The following is a 19,022-nucleotide window of genomic DNA, read 5'->3' as shown; positions in this document are numbered from 1 at the left end:
TTCAAAAAAATGACGGATGGTTAAATCCGTTTTGCACCAATATAACGTGCTTTCCAGTAGCTGTTGCTAAGAGATGTAATCGTCACTCCTTTAGACGTAGAAGCTTGAAGAAACTGATTATTTCCTAAGTACACACCTACATGTGAAGGACCTTTTTTATACGTTTGAAAGAAAACTAAATCTCCTTTTTGAAGCTTTGCTTTTGAAACGCTTGTCCCTACTCGATACATTTGTTCCGTTGTGCGCGGAAGTGTTTTCCCAGCTTTTTTGAAAATGTATTGAATAAATCCTGAGCAGTCAAAACCTTTTGTTGTTGTGCCTCCCCATTAATTTTTTACCAGTAGCAATAGCCGTGTCTTTGTATGAATATGACGCTGCTTCCACTGTTTGAGCAGGTGCAATAAACGGACTGGCTCCGCTAAATAAGACTGTCGCTGCCGTTATAGACCCAATGATGGCTTTTTTCATTTTTTTCCTCCATTATGTAACCTAACGTTACGTTTCTATGAACTTATTTTTCAATATGTTCGGTTTAATTATAATGAAAAAAGCCTCAAAAACTATTACGCTATGATTAAATAATGTTACAAAATGGTTACTTAGGAATTTTTATCTTTAGTTGTTTATAAAAAAGAGGGTGGGACAAAAGCATTTTTCACTTAGGGAAAAACGAACCACTAATCAGCATGTCTGATTAGTGGTTCGTTTTTTTGTGGTTGTGAACATAGTATTATTTGTTTCGTTCCTTCTAGCAGTTGATTGGAGGACAAGGCGAAGACTCCTGCGGGAAAAGCGGAGCAGGTGAGACCCCGCAGGAGCGCAAGCGACGAGGAGGCTCAGCGCCCGCCCGCGGAAAGCGAAGCCTTGCACGGAAATCAACTGCGGTGTCACAAGCAGTCCAGGTCATGTATCTCATTTATTCGTCTTTAGGCTGGATTCATTTCATTATGTCTCAGTTTTTTTTCTTTTACTTTTCTTTTTGTTGTTTCAAAATTAAGTCCTGTTTCGCTTTAGCATCATGATGCTGCGCTAACTCGCGTGAAAATTCTTCATTTGCTTGATCCGGAGCAATTTTTAACTCTTTTGGTGTTTGAGGCAGTGACCCTTTGTTGTTATGTGATGATTTGTGATTATTTGCTCTTCCCATGTTGAGACCTCCTTGTATCAATCATTTGTTTTTCATCTTTAGTTACTATTCCCAACTTTTCAAAGCAAATTCAAACGAAAAAATCCGAACGATTACTCGTTCGGATCTTCCTTCAACTAAAATACGTTTGTAATTACGATACTTTTTTCGTTACTTCGTTAATATAAGCTTCCTTGTCTTTATCGTTAAATTGACCTTCCCACTTCGAAATGACGATTGCACCAAGTGAGTTTCCAATTACGTTTACCGCTGTACGTCCCATATCTAACAAACGGTCGATTCCAGCGATAAAAGCAAGTCCTTCTACCGGAAGTCCTACAGATCCAAGCGTTGCAAGCAGTACAACAAACGATACGCCCGGAACTCCTGCAATTCCTTTGGATGTAACCATTAAAATTAATATCAGTGAAATTTGCTGTGTGATGCTCATATCAATACCGTACATTTGCGCGATAAAAATCGCAGCAAGCGCTTGATAAAGAGTAGATCCATCTAAGTTAAACGAATATCCCGTCGGAATAACAAAAGATGTAATCGCTTTAGGACATCCGAACTTTTCCATTTTCGCAATAATACGCGGCAATACCGTTTCTGAACTTGCAGTTGAAAATGCTAGCAGCAATTCATCTTTTAGCACTTTTAATAAGTGGAAGATGTTAACGCCAGCCCATTTAGCTACAAGTCCTAGTACAACTAATACAAAGAAAATCATTGTGCCGTAAGCAACAATTACAAGCTTACTAAGCGGAATCAGAGACGCTAGTCCAAATTTTGATACGGTTACACCGATTAATGCAAATACGCCAAACGGTGCAAACTTCATAACTAAATTCGTTACCCAAAACATCGCTTCTGCCGTGCCTTCAAAGAATCTTAAAACCGGCTTGCCTTTTTCACCGATTGATGCAATTCCAAGTCCAAATAGGACCGAGAAGAAAATAATTGGCAGCATGTCGCCTGCAGCAATTGACTCAAATACATTCGTTGGAACGATGTGAACAAATGTTTCTACAAATCCTTTTTGCTCTGTAGCTTCTGCCGTTGATGTGTAGCTGCTGATATCTGACTTTTCAAGACCGCTGCGGTCCACACCAGTACCAGGGTGAAGCAAGTTAGCTGCTAATAAGCCTACAACAATGGCAACCGTTGTAATGATTTCAAAGTAAAGAATTGTTTTTCCGCCTAATTTACCAAGCTTCTTAATATCACCAACACCCGCAACGCCCACAATGATACTAGATATAACAATCGGCACCACGATCATTTTAATTAAATGAATGAATACGTCTCCAATTGGCTGCAGCACTTCAACTGCTTTAGGATTTCCGTAAAAAATAGCCCCTACAATAATACCTGCAATCAAACCAATTAGAATTTGTCCTGCTAATCCAAGCTTTTTGAACATATCTTTGCACCTTCCTTCTTTTTTCTAACAGCTCAAAGCTGTTTATTTGCACTTAATGTATTCAACAGATACAATTCAATTAAGAACTGTTTATTAAGTAGTTCTTTTATTCATAAGATTACATTATCATAGGCATCACAAAATCTAACAAAAACCTACTGAAACTAACAAAAAAGTTTTTAGAAAATTACAAAATGAAAACGCTGTAGTTTTTTTACTACAGCGTTTGTTTGACTTCATAATAGAGCATTTGAATAAATTTTTTTACGTTTATACGACTCGGAGTGCTGCTTTTTCCCGTCCCTTTTTCTATATCTCTCATGCGCTGATGCACCATTGAAAAATCGAAAAACTTAGAAGCGTAATTTTCAAATTTAGGATTAAAGAAGTCAACCATACCAAGAGAGGTCAAATGATTTAAAGACTGATAAATAGCTCTTCTTACTCGCTGCTCGGCTGCTTTCATTTCTTTTTGCAGCACGTCTTCTGAAAAAGATGAACCAAGCTTTCTCACGGTAATTTTCTCAAAAATTTCTTTGAGAGAAGGAAAATGCTGTTCATACATCGTGCTTTTTTCCGTTTGATGCAAGTAATTGATGATTTCAATCAAATCTTTACTTCCGCTTTCTCCTAAAATCCCAAGTTCTCTTAAAAGAAGCCTGCACGCTTCTGCCGGATCGCTTTCTTTTTTACCAAAAGAAGGCGTTTTGTGCTGATTTCCCACATTAAGTACGGTATTTAACGATTCTTGAATCTTCTCCATTGATTGTTGAACATGAATTCGTTCAATTACTTTTTGAATGACCATGAGCACTTCCATACGATTAAGCGGCTTCGTGATATAGTATTCAATGCCAAGCGAGTAGGCTTTTCCAATCAAATCTTTTGTTTCTACCTGTGACATCATAATAATTTTCCCTTTAAAAGTATCCTTTATTTTGCGCACGGTTTCGATTCCGTCTTGAATCGGCATTAATAAATCAATAAATAAAATATCGATCTGTTGCAATAAAGAAACTTGATCATTTAACACGATCCCGTCTTCTCCTTCTCCTATAACCTCCCCTAGATCATTATCTTCAATAATTTCGGCTAACATTGAACGAAAGACTTCGTCATCATCTATGATATAAAATCGCATATTAGTCCTTATCCCCCATTAACGTAGAAATAGGTAAATCTATAGCAAATTGAACACCGGGGCTTGGAGACAGATTAACAAATTGAATGTTCCCCCCCAGCTGCTCGGTCATTTGCTTAACGTAGACAAGCCCAAGGCCCGTAGAAGGCGTTCCGTCCTTTGCATATTTGGATGTAAATCCTGCTTTAAAAATGAGGCGCTCATGCCTTTTTTTCACTCCGGGACCGCTGTCTCTTACATACAATAGAATGCGGTCTTCTTCTCGACAGACGTCGATCACAATCGCGCCTTCTTTTTCAATCGCTTCGACCGCATTCGTTACTAGATTATTAATTAATGATAAAAACAAGTACACGTGATAGCGAGGATGCTCTCCTAAAATCGAATATGAAAAATGAATATCTTTTGCTAACATCCCCGCATATTTTTCGTTGCTGCGCATGACGATTTGAAGCAGACTTTCGATTTCCATATACTCAGAAAATTCTTCTTTTGTAATGACCTTGGACAGTCCTGCTGATATCCGCTGATTGTCTTTTTTAATATCGTGTACTTCTCCTGCAATTTGTAATGCTTTTTGGCTAAATTCGTGCAGCGAAGTAAGCTGATTTATATCTGCTTCGTGTAGTTCTTCATATAAATCATACGACTTTTTCGTAATTCTCTCAGCGTCTTGCAGCGTTTTTTTTAAATGAATAGATTCCTCATATAAATTTGAAAGCACAACAAGCAGCTGGTCATTTTTTTGAGAGATTTGCCGTTCTCTCAGCTGCCCTTCGTAAAGTTTGATCATGCTAAACAGGCATAAAACAAAGAAACTTCGAAAGACGCCTACAATAAAAATCTGCATGAATTCTGGAAACACAATGTGATGATGAACCATCACATACATAAAAAACAATTCCATGCCGCCAGAAACCGTTTCGATGATGATGCTCCATATGCCAATAATCCACGGCTTTGAATGAAAATCGTTAATCTTAAACCAAGAAAAAGCAATCGCATAAACAAGATAATAAATCCCTGCTGAACACCGGATCTGCAAAGAATGGAGAAAATCAAATGATTCGTAGTTATACCAATCAAGCCACACCCGAAAACCCACTATAGCACTAGCAACTAAAATACCTGGTATTACAGGAGATACCTTTCTTAAAAGCAGCAGTGAAAAGAAAAAAATGGGCACAGCAAAGCTGACTCTATACGTATCATGAAAAGGATAATATTTAAGCTCTCCTGCTAGCGGCACAACGACTATCATCACCAGAATGAGTAAAACATCTTTTTTTACTACCGTATCAACTTTCATCGTTCACTTCCTGCACTTTTTGAACATAAGTATATAGTTTAGCAATCTAAAAGACAATCGCTCTTCCCTATATTTTTTACATTCCTACTTCCATTTATAAATATAGCCCATATATAAACAGTTATTTATTCTCTTTCATTATTCTCTGTAGTTTTTTAGATTTTCTTGTTTTATTTTGTAATTTTTGTTGTATAGTAGAAGTACCTTTTAAAATGTGAGGCTGTATCACAACTATTCAATTATTACATCACCTGATAGCTACACTAAAAAGGAAAACTATTATTTTATAGGGGGAGCTTATTTTACAATGTGGATCATTACCGTTTACTCGAAAAACCAAAGTCCGACTATGTTTGAATTTGAATCAGAGGTAGAGGCGAAAAAGACATTTCAGGAGATTAAAGGGTGTAAGATCCTATCGGAAGTTATTTACTATAACGACCGAGTTCCCGCTTTAGCGTAAATCAGTTGATGTAGGAAATTTTACAAATTATCGGTTAAAAGCCACGTAAAGAGCCAAAGGATGGTCCTATTCCTTTGGCTCTTTGCTTTTTGACTAGAAAAAACGAGGCTGAGACATAATGAGATGAATCTAATATAAAAACAAACGGGAGACATGAGCTGAACTGCTTGTGACACCGCAGTTGATTTCCGTGCAAGACTTCGCTTTCCGCGGGCGGCCGCTGAGCCTCCTCGTCGCTTGCGCTCCTGTGGGGTCTCACCTGTTCCGCTTTTCCCGCAGGAGTCTTCGTCTTGCCCTCCAATCAACTGCTAGAAGGGTCTAACGTTGACCCTGAGAAAAAAACGAACCACTAATCAAACGTGTTGATCAATGGTTCGTTTTTCACTTCGTCTAACATACTTTTGTCCCGGCCTCGTTTTGCTTTGTGAGCATACTGACTCCCCACATTACGCTAAAGTTGACAAGCAACGCAATAAATCCGACGTTGATATCCTTCATTTGCTGAGGCAGTGACGGAAATAACGTACCAATCGTAGATCCGCTGATTGTAATATAGGCCACTACAATAATTCCAGCAACAATTCCCCACGCTGCTCCTTGTTTCGTTACAAAGTTATTTTTCTTCAAACTGAAAAGCAGAGATGGAAACAGCTGTGTCATTAGACTATAGCCCATTAAAATAATCGTTGAAAGCGTCGTTCCTCCGTTTAGCGTAAAGTAAACGGAAATAAGGGCCACGACCGGTACAAAGCTTTTCGCTAAAAGAGCAATACGCGCTTCGCTTGCTTGAGGAGCAAACGGTTTGTAAATGTTTTTCGCCAGCAGCGTTGACGCACTCATTAACAGCATCGACCCCGGCACAAGCGCTGTCAGCAAACCCGCTCCTCCTATAATTCCAATAAACCAAGGATCAAAGGTTTGGATTGAGATCCGTAATAGCGCAAGATCCACGTCTCCCCCGCTTAAACCAGGAACTTTTAAAATAGCTGCAAATCCAACAAAAAATACAAAGAGCAGCATCAGCGTATAAAGAGGACTAATGATTGCATTTTTACGAAATACCTTTGCATTTTTCGCTGTATAGCTTGAACTAAACACCTGCGGCCACATATAAAAACCAAGTACTAGTAAAATAACGGTCGAAATAAACCACGAGACGCTTAATCCTTGCTCAGGAAACTTTAAAAACCCCGGCTTCGCTGTATTCACAGCCTCAAACATTGGACCGTATCCTCCGTAATAATGAAAAGGTAAATAAATGCCTAAAAATCCAATCACAGCAAGCATCATAATGTCTTTAATAACAGCCGTCCATGCAGAACCGTGGATACCGGATATCATCACATACAGCGTTAAACTGATAGCTCCCATCCAAATGGCTGCCGGCATTGAAATGGCGCCGTATGATGCTTGTGATACAATAATCCCCAATCCTTTTAACTGCACAACAATAACAGGAATGACGGCAATCACTCCTACAGCAGCTACAATCACACCAAGGTAAGGGCTTTTATATTTGCTTACAAAAAAATCAGGCTGCGAGACGAGCTTATGATCTCTTGCATACTTCCAAATAACAGGAAGAAGCCAGTATGATAAGACATATGATAAGCTAATATAAATTAAGACATAAAGTGCAGGAGCTCCTTTTCCATAAGCCCATCCGCTTCCGCCTAGAAACGAAAACGTTGTATAGATTTCTCCGGCCATCAGCACAAACACTAAAATAGCCCCGAAACCGCGTCCGCCTACCGTCCACTGCTCCAAGTTCATATCCTTGCCTTTGGTTGATCGTATGCCAAGAAAAATAGCAGCGACTAAAAATAGTAAAATAATAATAAGTGCACTATTCATTCTTCTTCCCCTTCCCGATTTCTGGGATCAAGCTTGTACATAACCCCTAAAATAATGGACGTAAGCACCACCCATATCACCATCCAAAACATATTGAACGGCATACCGAGAACAAACGGAGTCACTCGATTAACAAAAGGGAGAAAACCTAATATGCCTACGAACGGAAGGACAGACAAAATATAGATAAATTTCATGACTAAACTCCTCCGACTTTCTAAAACTAACTTCTTTATATTACCACATATTCTGTGTATTCAATGAAGGAATGCTTGCATTTAAACTGAAATAATCTCCAAAAGATAAAATATTCTGTACTATTTTACAAAAATACTGTTTTAATTTTTCTGAATAAATAGTATAATTTCTTCTTATAGTTCGCAGGAGGTATCGTACAGATGAAAACAATAGAGAAAATCAGTACATTTGCAGGAAAAACGTTTACGCTTTGGGTTATTTTAATTTCCGTTATTGCCTACTCATTCCCAGAGCACTTTGGATGGATTGGAAAGTATATCGTTCCGCTTTTAGGAATTGTCATGTTTGGAATGGGATTAACGCTCTCAGCGTCTGATTTCAGTGAAGTATTTCGAAGACCGAAAGAAGTAGCACTAGGCGTGGTGGGACATTTTATCATTATGCCGCTTCTCGCATTCGGTTTGGCGATTGGCTTAGATTTACCAAAAGAAATAGCAGTGGGCGTTATTTTAGTAGGCTGCTGTCCAAGCGGCACATCATCAAACGTAATGGTCTTTTTGGCTCGAGGAAACGTTGCGCTCGCAGTTGCCATCGCTTCTGTTTCAACCATTTTAGCACCGATCGTTACACCGCTTCTCATTTTATTATTTGCAAGCAAGTGGGTCGATATTGATATCATGTCTCTTATTATTTCCATTATACAAGTTGTCATCATTCCACTTGCTCTTGGATTTACAATCAAAAAGTTTTTTGGAAAAGCTGCAGAAGCAAGTTCCAAAGCTCTCCCCCTTGTTTCAGTAGTCGCGATTGTCTTGATCGTATCTGCCGTTGTGGCAGGAAGCCAAGCACAGCTTGCTAAAACAGGCGGTATCATTTTTGCCGTAGTTGTTCTTCACAACATTCTTGGTTTCACAATCGGCTTCTTCTTTGCCCGCTTATGCGGAATGGATCTAGCCAAACAAAAAGCAGTGGCAATGGAAGTTGGCATGCAAAACTCAGGGCTCGGCGTTACCATTGCTTCCACTCACTTTTCGCCACTAGCCGCTGTCCCAAGCGCCATCTTCAGCGTCTGGCACAACATCTCAGGCTCAGTTCTTGCCTTTATCTTCAGCAAACTAAAAGACAAAAACCAGCCCTCGTCTAACAAAAAAATGGCTGGCTAATATAAGAAACTTATAAGGGAAGCACAAAAAGCTCCCATGAACCTTCCCAAAAAGGTTTTACCTAGGCGAATGCCACCAACCCCGCAAGGGGGGTGGCATTCGCTTAGGTATAAAAAAAAGAGACATGGCCGATTTTGCCATGTCTCTTTTTTCTACATCGATTAAAAACTATTAGCCTCTTCCTGCTTGGAAAGAAGGATATTTCGTCATACCACCATCAGCAAATAATGTAATACCTGTTACATAGCTTGCTTGTGATGATGCTAAGAATGCTGCAACTGCTGCTACTTCTTCTGGTTTACCGATGTAACCCATTGGAATCATGCTTTCTACGTCTGCACGTTGTACAGGATCTGCGAATTTTTCAGCGTTAATTGGTGTGTTCATCGCACCTGGTCCAATGTTATTTACGCGGATACCTTTTGGCGCATATTCAAGAGCCAATGTTTCCGTCATTAGTTTCATACCGCCTTTACTTGCTGCGTAGTGAACAAATAATGGCCAAGGAATCATTTCGTGAACACTAGACATGTTAATAACGTTTCCTTTAATGTCGTTTTCAACGAAATATTTAATTGCTTCACGGCTTCCTAAGAATGCACCTGTTAAGTTTGTATCAATAACTTTGTTCCAGTTATCTAAAGATAGCTCATGAGAAGGAACTGGGTTTTCAACACCAGCGTTGTTAATCATAACGTCTAATGTACCGAATTCTTTAATAGCTGTTTGAACAAGATTTACAACGTCTTCTTCTTTTGTTACATCGCCTTGAACGATGATTGCTTGTCCGCCTGCTTCTTCTACTTCTTTTTTCGCATCTAAAGCTTCTTCTTCATTGTTGTAATAGTTAATAACAACTTTTGCTTCTTCTTGACCAAAACGAACAGCCATTGCACGTCCTAAACCTGTTGATCCACCTGTAATTACAACTACTTTATCTTTTAAATCTGTATACATAATAAAATCCTCCTAGTGTTTTCATTTATTCATACATACTATCATTAACTTTTACGTAAACGTTAACTTTTAGCCATTCCGAGGAATACGCCACCTAAAATGATGAGCACAATACCAATCGTAATTGAAATAAGCTGACGCTTTGTTTTCTTTTCTCCAAGTAAGAAGATACCGCCAAGCGTTGAAATAACGATTCCCATTTGTGATAATGAGAAGCTTGTTGCAACCCCTACTTTAGGTTGAGAAATAAATAAGAACATGTTACCAGCTGCCCAAATCAGCCCTGGAATAATGTTGCGAATTGCGTATTTATTAAACGGTTTGTGTTTATAAGTAAGTATAAGTCCACCAATTAACATACCAATTGCTTGTGGGAATAGTGCCGACCAGCCGTCTACATTAAATAAACGAGCGACAACTACATACACTAAGTATCCAATTGTTGAAATAATAAGGGTAATGATCCCTTTTTTGAATTGTCCAGATTGCTCTGGGTTTTTTTCGCTTTCTAGTGATGTTAGCACGATACCAATAACAATGAAAATAAGAGCTAACACGCCTAAAATAACGGTTGTTGTTGTTGACCACTCGTGAAACACGATAACACCAAACAGTGATGTCGTCACAAGCTGCATACCAGTTGAAATTGGCATGGTTTTTGAAACACCAATATAATCAATCGTTTTCAACTGATTACTTTGCCCAACTGCCCAAAATAATCCTGAAACGATTCCGACAATAAAAATAAGCGGCGTCAACACTGGATGAACTACGAAATAAATAACGGCTGAAAAGATCAGCGCACCAATTGTAGTCCCAAGCGTTTGACTGTAAGGACCTCCGCCCAGTTTAACGTTGAACAGGACAATACTTCCCCAGAAAATCGCAGGAAGAATAGCCAAAAGGATATCCATTTGATACTAACCTTCTTTCTCAAACTCTTGATGTAATTGTAAATTTAAAGTACCTTTTATTTAACTAGGTAACTTTATGTAACCAATCTTAGACCTTTTTTCTTGATACGTCAATAATAATATGTCGATTTTGTGACTTTTTTTAAAAACTTTACAATACAGCGTTTCCAAGCTACTGAAAGTTTTGAAAATAAAAAAAGATAGCCTTTTCATTATCCAAATGCTAGTATATAATAACATTATAAGAGTTACTTTTAATATCCTATATACGATAAAGTAGGTGGCATGAATGAATGAATTTGATGAGTTATGTCCAAAAGTGTGGAAAACGTTTGATATAATAGGAAAAAGATGGAATGGATTAATTATTTATGTCTTGATGAGCGGTCCTAAACGCTTTAGTGAAATTCACACCAGCATTCCCTCTTTGAGTAAACGAATGTTAACCGAACGAATGAAAGAGTTAGAAGAAGAAGGCATTGTAATCCGGCACGTTATTCCTGAACGTCCGGTTCGTATTGAATATATCTTAACTAAAAAAGGATCAGAGCTTGGTATGATCTTAGGGCCCGTCAGCAAGTGGGCAAAAACATGGATAAAATAAAAAAGCCTCTTTGGAGGCTTTTTTTACGTTTGGTAGAGGATATAATTATTTTTCCCTTCTCTTTTTCCTTTATATAACGCATCATCTGCATTCTTTAATAATAAAGCAGCCGATTCCCCGTCTTCTGGATAAATAGAGACGCCGATAGTAGTTGTTGTGCGCAAACAATAGCCCCGTACATTCCAGCTTTGCTGAAGGGATACGTGAATTCGCCTAGCAATTTGTTCAATTTCTCGTCCATTTGTTACGTTTAAAATAATGATAAACTCATCTCCGCCCAAACGATAAATACGATCGCCTTTCCTCACACAGCTTTTTAATCTCTTCGTGTATGCTTTTAGAAATTCGTCGCCTATATGATGGCCATATTCATCGTTAATCTGCTTAAAATTATCACAATCGAGAAACAAAAGCGCAAAAAACTCATCGCTTTTTTGCTGCCCTTTTTCAATTACTTTGTTTAACTCTTTTAATAACATCGCCCGGTTGGGAAGACCTGTTAAACTATCGTGAGTGGCTTCAAAATGAAGTTTATTTTCTAGCGCTTTTTGTTCAGTAATATCATTATGAATGGATACATAATGAGTAATATTTCCGTCTATATCTTTTAACGGCACAATTGTTTTCGATACCCAGTATGACTGATGATGCTTCGTCCCCATTTCAAGCTGCCCTCGCCATACTTTTCCGCTTTTTATTGTTTCAAGCAGCTCATGATGGTCATGATTAAGCCCTGCATCTCGATAATACTTCCCTACTAAATCTTCTTTTTCATAACCTGAATACTGTACATACATATCATTTACATAGGTAATAGTTCCACTTGCATTTATAATCATAACGCTAGCTGATTCATCAAGCGCATATTTTATATTTTCAAGTTCTTTCAGCGTATAAGCCAGCTGTTCTTCTGCTTCTTTTTGAGGCGTAATATCGTGTAAGATTGCATAGGCGCCAACCGTTTGATTATTTACTTTGACAGGAATCGTTGTAATATACACATGCTGTATGGAACGTTGGCTTCTACAAAACGTTAGCTCTGTGCTATAGCTGATTTCTTCATATACATTCCAGCGTTTATAATTACAGGCTCCCAGTCTTTTAGCAATATCTCTGTAATTTTGGTGCAGCACATCGCTTGCAGAAAGCTGCAGCGTTTCTAAGAATGCGCTGTTGATATTTAAAATCGTGCCATCCAAATTCAGCATACAAACCGCGTGGTGGTGGTTGGTAAATAGCGATTTGTACCACTGTTTGCTTTTTATGAGCTCTAATTCTAATCTTTTAATAGCTGTGATATCTCGGTAAATCACTGAATAGGCGACCAGTTGATTTTGATAGTCATAAATCGGTGAACAGCTGACAGATACACACACGCCTTCGCCGCTTTTGGTGTACCTGACTGTTTCATAAGGAGGCAGCGTCTTACCATTTTTTAATTCTTCGATTAATTTAAGGTTTTCTTGTTCCTCTTTCTTTGACACGATGTTCATCTCTTGACGGCTTTTTCCTATAACTTCTTCTTTTCTCCACTGAAATAGCTTTTCAAATGCTCCATTGACTGTTAAGACCTTCTCATCACAATCAGCAATTAAAATGGCGTCTACCGTATTTTCTAGAAATGCATCGAGCAAACGCGTGCTCTCTTCCTGTGTTTTTTTATAATGAATTTCTTGAGCCATGACAAGGACATGTGAAGGGGCTGTCGCTTGATTAAAAAGAGGAGTAAATGTTACTTCATATGCATGCCGGTCGGGCTGAAAAAGCTGTATGTATTGATATTGAATCGGTTCTTTCGTGGCAATGGCCTTTTCACAAAGTGTGTAAAAAAGCAGATTTTCTTCTTTATTGATTATCTTGTCTTCCATTTTGTCAAAGAATTGCTGAGCTGCTTTGTTACATTCTTTATAATATAGCTGATGTTTTTCTTGCTGAATTAAAATAACAGGCTGCGGCATATTCATAAAATAAAATTGGAATACCCCTTCACTATACATACTAAATATCCTCCATCTGCCTTTGGAATTTCACTAAACGTCTTGTTTTCATATGCAATTCACTCATTCTCCCAAACCAACACATCTTCTTTATCCCTTAAAATATTTTAACAATCGCACAAAATCACATAATTTTATAAAAATTCAAGACATCTATGTTTCATATAGGTCTAATTACTCACTTTTATATTACGATAAATTATCTATTTAGTGAAGTGTATGGTTTAAGAGTTCAGCAGCCTTTCTCGTCTGAATAAACTGCGGTACTTATTATAAGTTAAGTAGGAAGAGATCGACTGCGGCATGCCCAGCAAATAACCCTGAGCAGCATGTAGGTTTAACGAAATCGCTGCAGCTAAATCTTTATCTCGTTCAACGCCTTCTAAAATAAGATTCGTATGCGGATAATAGTTAACAAGCAAATCAATCAGATCTTTCTTTTGCTTGCAGTCGGCTAGCCCTTCAGCATAGCTTCGATCCAGCTTCATATAATGAGGTTCGTACATGCTCACTTGTCTCATCGCTGCAGCCCCTGCTTCAAAATCATCAATCGCAACTTTGAAACCGGCCTCTTTCAAACTCATTACTCGGGCAAAAAGAGCAGGTGATTCCCATAAAATCTTTTCATAAGGCGTTTCATTTAACTCCCATACAATACGATGTTTCGCATTTTTATAGGTGTTCAACAGATACGTTAAAAACAGTTGAAAATGCGGGTGGAGAAGAGTAGATGGAAACACATTGATAAATAAATCTTCAGATTTCAATACCTCAAACGGAAAGTTCTTTATAGCCCCTTCAATTGCCATCGTATCAAGCTTGTACAAATAATTATGGCGTCTTGCCAGTGAAAACAACTCTTCAATTTGCCTTTTTGCGAAAGCTGTGCGCAGCAAAGCCTCAAAACCCAGCGTCTCCCACGAATTCAACGCATAAATAGGCTGATATACAAACTGAAAGTCTTCATACGTCAGTTCCTTTAAAACATGAGCATCCATTCTTTCGTTTAATCACCTTTCGTTTTCAATATACTATTTCTTCCATAACCTAAACTTATAAAAATATATCCTAAAAACAGCTAATTGTCCATTAAAAGTAAGATATTCCATTAGGCGATTTAGGTATTTTGAGACTTGCTGGAGGCTTATGATAGCAACAAAGAAGTGTTTTAGAGACTTTTATGCTTTTGATAGATAGGCTGTAAAGGATGTTTCAAAAAAAAGATTGAGACATAAGTAACTCAATTTCGTCTAAAGATGAGCAAATTAGATAAAGGAGCTAGTATAGATTGCTCGTGACACCACGGTTGATTTCCGTGCATGGCTTCGCTTTCCGCGGGCGGCCGCTGAGCCTCCTCGTCGCTTACGCTCCTGCGGGGTCTCACCTGTTCCGCTTTTCCCGCAGGAGTCTTCGCCTTGCCCTCCAATCAATCGCTAGAAGCACCTAATATGTGAAATTTACGTTTACCATATACTTGGCACAATAACCTCTTATCGTTAGTTTGTAATCATAGACAAATTGCTCATGTTGATAAATAGATGCTAGTTGGAAAATTAACGATAATAGCCTATATACAGCATTACCAAAAAACATTATACCTACAGCTAATATACTAACAGCTAAAGCAAATCCTATAACTTTCTTCATCTAACTTGTTACCTCTTCTTCTCTATAAATTCTCTACTATTTCCCCTCATTAAAACGAATGTTTTTTAGCATTTTTAAAAACCATTTCTTTCTATCCATTTGATTTGTTTCTGTATTTTCTCCTACACTATCGTATGTTAATTTGATTACCTTATCAGAGCTTTTATCTGCTACATATGCGACATAAAGGTTGGGGTGATTTTCTTTCATGTACTATATGTTGGTTAGTACCACGAAAATATGTATAGGCATAATCATAATAAATTCTTGTATTAGAGGTTTCTAACTTTTTAGGTTTTTTACTGCCTAATTGTTCTTTAAATAAACTCTCTACATAAATTAATTCTGATTTTGTGTCGTTCTCGGAAAATTCAGCCTTGATAGCGTACGTTTGTTGATCATTTTCGTAGGGTTTAATATAAGCGGCTGACCAATTTTCATATGATTCGCCATTTCTAGTGTAATCCTCGTGGTATTTATGTAAAACTTGATACTCTTCTGGAAACCACATCGTATACTGTCCTGTCTTTGACTTAAACTCATAAAATCCGTCGTCCACTTTTTTATCTTTGTTCAAGAACTTACGTGTAAAGTGATCATCAAAAGCTTGAACGTTGGGGTAGCGGCTTTCGTTTATTAACCATACGGCTCCTATTAAAATAGCAGCTCCTGCAATGACTGCAATAATGGTCTTCGTACGTTTTTTCATTGTCGCACACCCTTTTAGTTATGTTATAATCTATGTTTTATACATGTTCGATACTATCATACTTATAATGGGAGAGTCATAAGCAGAACGAATCAAAGAACCATAATTAGGAAGTGGTTATTTTTTACTATCACTTACCCTTTCTATTAAAGAAATAATCACTTCTTTTTTATTATTGTTACCCTTATTAATGATTTCTCCAACTAAAGAAAACCCCACTTTCAACAAAGTGAGGTTGATTACATAATATAAGCCATTTACTGAATGTTTCTCTCTTCTTGCGCCAGCACATCAATTTCAGCGTCAATCTTCACGCTGTGGTTTTTTCCATCAAGTCCAAGAATCACAATTTCATATTGCTTGTTAGCAAGAACAACCGATTCGATAATACCTTTATGCTGTCTTAACGCGTATGCTTTTGCACGGCTTTTGGTTAAAGGAATCGTTTTTTCTTTCAAAATACTCCCAGTTTGGGCGTTAATTTTCACTTTATGCTCTTCTCCGTTTAACGTAAGGATGTCTACTATATAAATAGGAAGAGTGAGTATTTTACTCAGCGATATGGATTTGACAATGCCTTTATATTCTTTTAATGCGAGAAGCTTTGCTTGTTCTTTCAACAAAAGAGATCGTTTTTCAGAAATCATTTGACGCCATCCTTTCTAGTTTATAAAACGGACTGCTGTTTCAATTTCTTAACGTACCATATCCTATGTATACGTCTACTAACTAGTATAGCGGGCTTGTCTTAAATTTCTCTTAATATTACATGAAAGATAGCTGAAGAAAGCTGTTATTCACTGAAAAAACTAGACCTGGTTAGATCTAGCTTCTTATTGGTGAATGTGAATTCTACATCTTTTTCGTTTCGAATCGTTCTACGGCTCTCATTTGTTTGATTGACGGGGATTTGTGTACGCACATGCCTAAATGAACTTTTTGAAGCAAATAGGGATCAATGTAAAAACCATTTTGAAAGATGTTTTCTTTTTCCTGTTCGTCGTGAAATTTGGAGCATCTTACACAGTAATACATATCATAACCTCCTTGCGGACTATTTTATAAACGGGGATAGTTTTGAATGGTATATTTACCTACATCATATGGAAAAGAACAAAAGTCGTGCTTGTTTAGGGAAAATGTCCGAAAAGAAGAAGGCTTGTCCATGGGCTAAACCGCTGGCTTTTCAAAATGATTATTTAGAACATAAATCAGTTTAATTCTAATAAAAAAGCCCCTTTCAAAAAGAAAAGAGGCACTTTTTATTACTTTGTTACGTTTGCGCTGTTTTGATGCCAGTTCCAAGCTGATGCGATGATTTTTTCTAATGAAATTTGCGCTTTCCAGCCTAATTCTGCGTGAATTTTATCAGAAGATGCAACTAGGCGTGCCGGATCTCCAGCGCGACGGTCTGCCATCACAACATTCGCTTTTTTACCCGTTACTTTTTCACACGTTTCAATTACTTCTTTTACAGAGTAGCCAAGGCCGTTTCCAAGATTGTACGTTGCTGTTTTCTTCGTGCCGTCTAACAGTGCTTGAAGCGCTGAAATGTGAGCATTTGCTAGGTCCGTTACGTGAATGTAGTCACGAATACACGTTCCATCTGCAGTATCGTAGTCTGAGCCGAATACCGAGATGTTTTCACGTTCACCAAGCAGGTGCTGAAGAATGATTGGAATTAAGTGCGTTTCAGGATCATGACACTCACCAATTTCTGCTGTTTCATAAGCACCCGCTGCGTTAAAGTAACGAAGCACCACATATTCCATATCGTAGGCACTTGCAAAGTCAGCTAAAATCTGTTCGATCATTAACTTTGAACGTCCGTACGGATTAATTGGGTTTGTTGCCGTATCTTCTGTAATGATATCTACAGAAGGAATCCCGTATGTAGCAGCAGTAGATGAAAAAATAAACTTTTTCACATTGTGCTTCATCATCGTTTGTAAAAGGGTTAACGTCGCAGCTACGTTATTTTGATAATATTTAAGAGGATCTGTTACTGACTCCCCTACTAAACTATTAGCAGCAAAATGCATGACAGCATCAATTTTATGATTTGTGAATACGCTTTCTAAATCTTTCTCATTACCTAGATTTCCTTCTACGAATACCGCTTTCTCATCGATTGCCCAGCGATGACCCGTTGATAGATTATCAAGTACCACAACTTCATTTGTTTTCACTAATTCTTTTACTAGGTGGCTTCCGATATAGCCTGCTCCTCCGATGACTAAAATCATACTGTCAGTCAGCTCCTTTTTATTAAGTGTCGCTACAGATATCGTACCCGTTTCTTTTCCATTTGTAAATATTTCATTTTTCAGTATCCTGCAGCGACACGGTTATATTTTTTATTAGTATAGACACTTAATATGAACTCATTATGAAGAAGAGTGAAGTAAATTTTTATTGCTCTTTTTTACAGAGAATTAGATAATATAGCAGGAACTAATTTACTTATTAAAGGAATGAAAGCTTAATGAGCAAACACCATTCATGGCTGGATGCGCTAAAAGGATTATGTATCCTTACAGTAGTGGCAGGGCATTCTGGCAGCCCTTTTTTTCATCATTATTTCTTTTGGTTTCACATGCCTCTCTTTTTTATGATTAGCGGCTATCTGTTTCACCCACGTTCTAGAATACAAGAAGTACGAAAATGGATTTTGAAAAAATGGATACGTTTACTTGTTCCTTATTTTTCTTTTGGCCTGTTAATTGCAGCCCTTATTTTTCTTCAAACATTCAATGTTGGGGAAGTGTTACTGAACATCTACCGTTTATGTATTGGCGGGAGAACTCTCGGATATTATTACGGCGTTTTTTGGTTTGTCACTTGTTTATTCTTAACTCACCTTGTTTTTGCCTATGCAGCTCTACTAATTAAGAGAAAAAGGTCAATGGTTCTTTTCTTAGTTTTATGCTATTTTATCGCTCATGTTTATGTAAGCTTTCCATTTCTTCAACAAAAAAACATTATATGGAGCGCCAATTCTGTTTTGCTATCCATATGTTATTACGCAATTGGATATTACAGCAGACAAGCTTTTTCGTTTGTTGAGAGAAAAAGCACTGTAATATTGAGCAGCTTGATCATTTTATTGATTGTAGCTTTAGAAAAGCTCAACGTTCTTTCTTATACATTAGATATTAAAGCAAACATTTATACATGGCTGCTTGATTTGATTATTCCTCTTTGCGCAGCAAGCATTCTTGTATATATAAGCAAAAAAATGAGCTTAACAAAGTGGAGTAAACCTTTTGAATACGTAGGAAGATCCTCGTTTACCATTATGTTTTTGCACGTCCCGGTTACTATTTTAATAGAAAAATACACCGGCATATCTACCGTCTTTTTATACATAGTAATGGGAACATTGATTCCTTTAATGTTTCATCTATTGTTCAAACAATTTCTGCTTACTAACGCATTATTTTTGGGTGCGTTTCCTATTCGAAAAAAAGAGAGCGGACAAACGCTTCCAGCTTCGAAGGAAACAGCAATGTAA

At 37.7% G+C, this 19,022-nt stretch carries 21 protein-coding genes and 1 pseudogene; 4 read left to right on the top strand and 18 right to left on the bottom strand.

The features are described from left to right. Nucleotides 1-20 precede the first annotated feature (20 nt). The gene (locus MMB68_RS13510) at nucleotides 21-275 is read right to left on the bottom strand and encodes a C40 family peptidase (RefSeq protein WP_277549170.1); all 255 of its coding nucleotides are present in this window, start codon (nucleotides 273-275) and stop codon (nucleotides 21-23) included. A gap of 22 nt (nucleotides 276-297) precedes the next feature. After that, nucleotides 298-468 (bottom strand): hypothetical protein, encoded by a 171-nt coding sequence (locus tag MMB68_RS13505; RefSeq protein ID WP_277549008.1) that lies wholly within the window; start codon nucleotides 466-468, stop codon nucleotides 298-300. Between the two features lie 287 nt (nucleotides 469-755). Between MMB68_RS13505 and MMB68_RS27525 the strand changes: the two genes are divergently transcribed. Next, a complete protein-coding gene (locus MMB68_RS27525) occupies nucleotides 756-1,022 on the top strand; it encodes a hypothetical protein (RefSeq protein WP_080564780.1) in 267 nt (88 codons plus the stop codon). On the opposite strand, the gene MMB68_RS13495 is transcribed toward MMB68_RS27525, so the two are convergent. The 7 genes from MMB68_RS13495 to MMB68_RS13465 all read right to left on the bottom strand — a co-directional run bounded on the left by MMB68_RS13495 (nucleotide 968) and on the right by MMB68_RS13465 (nucleotide 7,516). Next, the gene (locus MMB68_RS13495; RefSeq protein ID WP_013055768.1) at nucleotides 968-1,147 is read right to left on the bottom strand and encodes a YfhD family protein; all 180 of its coding nucleotides are present in this window, start codon (nucleotides 1,145-1,147) and stop codon (nucleotides 968-970) included. The genes MMB68_RS27525 and MMB68_RS13495 overlap by 55 nt on opposite strands. A gap of 133 nt (nucleotides 1,148-1,280) precedes the next feature. Beyond that, nucleotides 1,281-2,552: a cation:dicarboxylate symporter family transporter gene (locus tag MMB68_RS13490; RefSeq protein WP_028407730.1), complete on the bottom strand. Its 1,272-nt coding sequence runs from the start codon at nucleotides 2,550-2,552 to the stop codon at nucleotides 1,281-1,283. A 217-nt stretch (nucleotides 2,553-2,769) separates the two neighbouring features. Beyond that, nucleotides 2,770-3,693, bottom strand: coding sequence for a response regulator (locus MMB68_RS13485; RefSeq protein WP_277549006.1), 924 nt, complete (start codon nucleotides 3,691-3,693; stop codon nucleotides 2,770-2,772). A 1-nt stretch (nucleotide 3,694) separates the two neighbouring features. After that, on the bottom strand, nucleotides 3,695-5,002 hold the full coding sequence (locus tag MMB68_RS13480; RefSeq protein WP_277549005.1) for a sensor histidine kinase: 1,308 nt from the start codon (nucleotides 5,000-5,002) through the stop codon (nucleotides 3,695-3,697). A gap of 483 nt (nucleotides 5,003-5,485) precedes the next feature. Then, complete coding sequence (locus tag MMB68_RS13475) at nucleotides 5,486-5,770, bottom strand: hypothetical protein (RefSeq protein WP_277549003.1); 285 nt, start codon at nucleotides 5,768-5,770, stop codon at nucleotides 5,486-5,488. A gap of 85 nt (nucleotides 5,771-5,855) precedes the next feature. Continuing rightward, entirely contained in the window at nucleotides 5,856-7,319 is a 1,464-nt protein-coding gene (locus tag MMB68_RS13470) for a sodium:solute symporter family protein (RefSeq protein ID WP_277549002.1), read from the bottom strand. Beyond that, nucleotides 7,316-7,516 carry a DUF3311 domain-containing protein gene (locus tag MMB68_RS13465; protein WP_013055761.1) on the bottom strand — a complete coding sequence of 67 codons (201 nt, stop codon included), beginning with the start codon at nucleotides 7,514-7,516 and terminating at the stop codon, nucleotides 7,316-7,318. The genes MMB68_RS13470 and MMB68_RS13465 overlap by 4 nt, the downstream gene beginning before the upstream one ends. 201 nt (nucleotides 7,517-7,717) lie before the next feature. On the opposite strand from MMB68_RS13465, the gene MMB68_RS13460 reads away from it, so the two are divergent. Next, nucleotides 7,718-8,680: a bile acid:sodium symporter family protein gene (locus MMB68_RS13460; protein WP_277549001.1), complete on the top strand. Its 963-nt coding sequence runs from the start codon at nucleotides 7,718-7,720 to the stop codon at nucleotides 8,678-8,680. 171 nt (nucleotides 8,681-8,851) lie between these two features. Here the strand turns inward: MMB68_RS13460 and gdh are convergent, their stop codons facing one another. Next, nucleotides 8,852-9,637 (bottom strand): glucose 1-dehydrogenase, encoded by a 786-nt coding sequence (gene gdh / locus MMB68_RS13455; protein WP_013055759.1) that lies wholly within the window; start codon nucleotides 9,635-9,637, stop codon nucleotides 8,852-8,854. A 62-nt stretch (nucleotides 9,638-9,699) separates the two neighbouring features. Beyond that, a complete protein-coding gene (locus MMB68_RS13450) occupies nucleotides 9,700-10,551 on the bottom strand; it encodes a GRP family sugar transporter (protein ID WP_014461263.1) in 852 nt (283 codons plus the stop codon). A gap of 289 nt (nucleotides 10,552-10,840) precedes the next feature. On the opposite strand from MMB68_RS13450, the gene MMB68_RS13445 reads away from it, so the two are divergent. Beyond that, nucleotides 10,841-11,155: a winged helix-turn-helix transcriptional regulator gene (locus MMB68_RS13445; RefSeq protein ID WP_014461264.1), complete on the top strand. Its 315-nt coding sequence runs from the start codon at nucleotides 10,841-10,843 to the stop codon at nucleotides 11,153-11,155. Between the two features lie 23 nt (nucleotides 11,156-11,178). Here the strand turns inward: MMB68_RS13445 and MMB68_RS13440 are convergent, their stop codons facing one another. From MMB68_RS13440 to galE, 7 genes and pseudogenes are all read right to left on the bottom strand, one after another. Further along, nucleotides 11,179-13,152, bottom strand: coding sequence for a sensor domain-containing diguanylate cyclase (locus tag MMB68_RS13440; RefSeq protein WP_221786071.1), 1,974 nt, complete (start codon nucleotides 13,150-13,152; stop codon nucleotides 11,179-11,181). Nucleotides 13,153-13,376: 224 nt separating this feature from the next. Then, nucleotides 13,377-14,150, bottom strand: coding sequence for an EAL domain-containing protein (locus MMB68_RS13435; protein ID WP_277548998.1), 774 nt, complete (start codon nucleotides 14,148-14,150; stop codon nucleotides 13,377-13,379). A 267-nt stretch (nucleotides 14,151-14,417) separates the two neighbouring features. Continuing rightward, nucleotides 14,418-14,582 (bottom strand): hypothetical protein, encoded by a 165-nt coding sequence (locus tag MMB68_RS13430; RefSeq protein WP_277548996.1) that lies wholly within the window; start codon nucleotides 14,580-14,582, stop codon nucleotides 14,418-14,420. A gap of 253 nt (nucleotides 14,583-14,835) precedes the next feature. After that, nucleotides 14,836-15,508 (bottom strand): annotated as a pseudogene (locus tag MMB68_RS13425) (hypothetical protein). 257 nt (nucleotides 15,509-15,765) lie between these two features. Continuing rightward, on the bottom strand, nucleotides 15,766-16,155 hold the full coding sequence (locus tag MMB68_RS13420; RefSeq protein ID WP_277548995.1) for a PepSY domain-containing protein: 390 nt from the start codon (nucleotides 16,153-16,155) through the stop codon (nucleotides 15,766-15,768). A gap of 205 nt (nucleotides 16,156-16,360) precedes the next feature. Beyond that, on the bottom strand, nucleotides 16,361-16,543 hold the full coding sequence (locus tag MMB68_RS13415; protein WP_013055747.1) for a DUF3973 domain-containing protein: 183 nt from the start codon (nucleotides 16,541-16,543) through the stop codon (nucleotides 16,361-16,363). A gap of 230 nt (nucleotides 16,544-16,773) precedes the next feature. Continuing rightward, on the bottom strand, nucleotides 16,774-17,754 hold the full coding sequence (gene galE, locus MMB68_RS13410) for a UDP-glucose 4-epimerase GalE (RefSeq protein ID WP_264408955.1): 981 nt from the start codon (nucleotides 17,752-17,754) through the stop codon (nucleotides 16,774-16,776). Between the two features lie 239 nt (nucleotides 17,755-17,993). Between galE and MMB68_RS13405 the strand changes: the two genes are divergently transcribed. Beyond that, nucleotides 17,994-19,022 (top strand): acyltransferase family protein, encoded by a 1,029-nt coding sequence (locus MMB68_RS13405; RefSeq protein WP_277548992.1) that lies wholly within the window; start codon nucleotides 17,994-17,996, stop codon nucleotides 19,020-19,022.

This window comes from Priestia sp. Y58, assembly GCF_029522095.1.
Lineage (GTDB): Bacteria > Bacillota > Bacilli > Bacillales > Bacillaceae_H > Priestia > Priestia megaterium_E.
The sequence above is the reverse complement of the archived record's forward strand: the minus strand, read 5'-3'. Positions and strand labels throughout refer to the sequence as shown.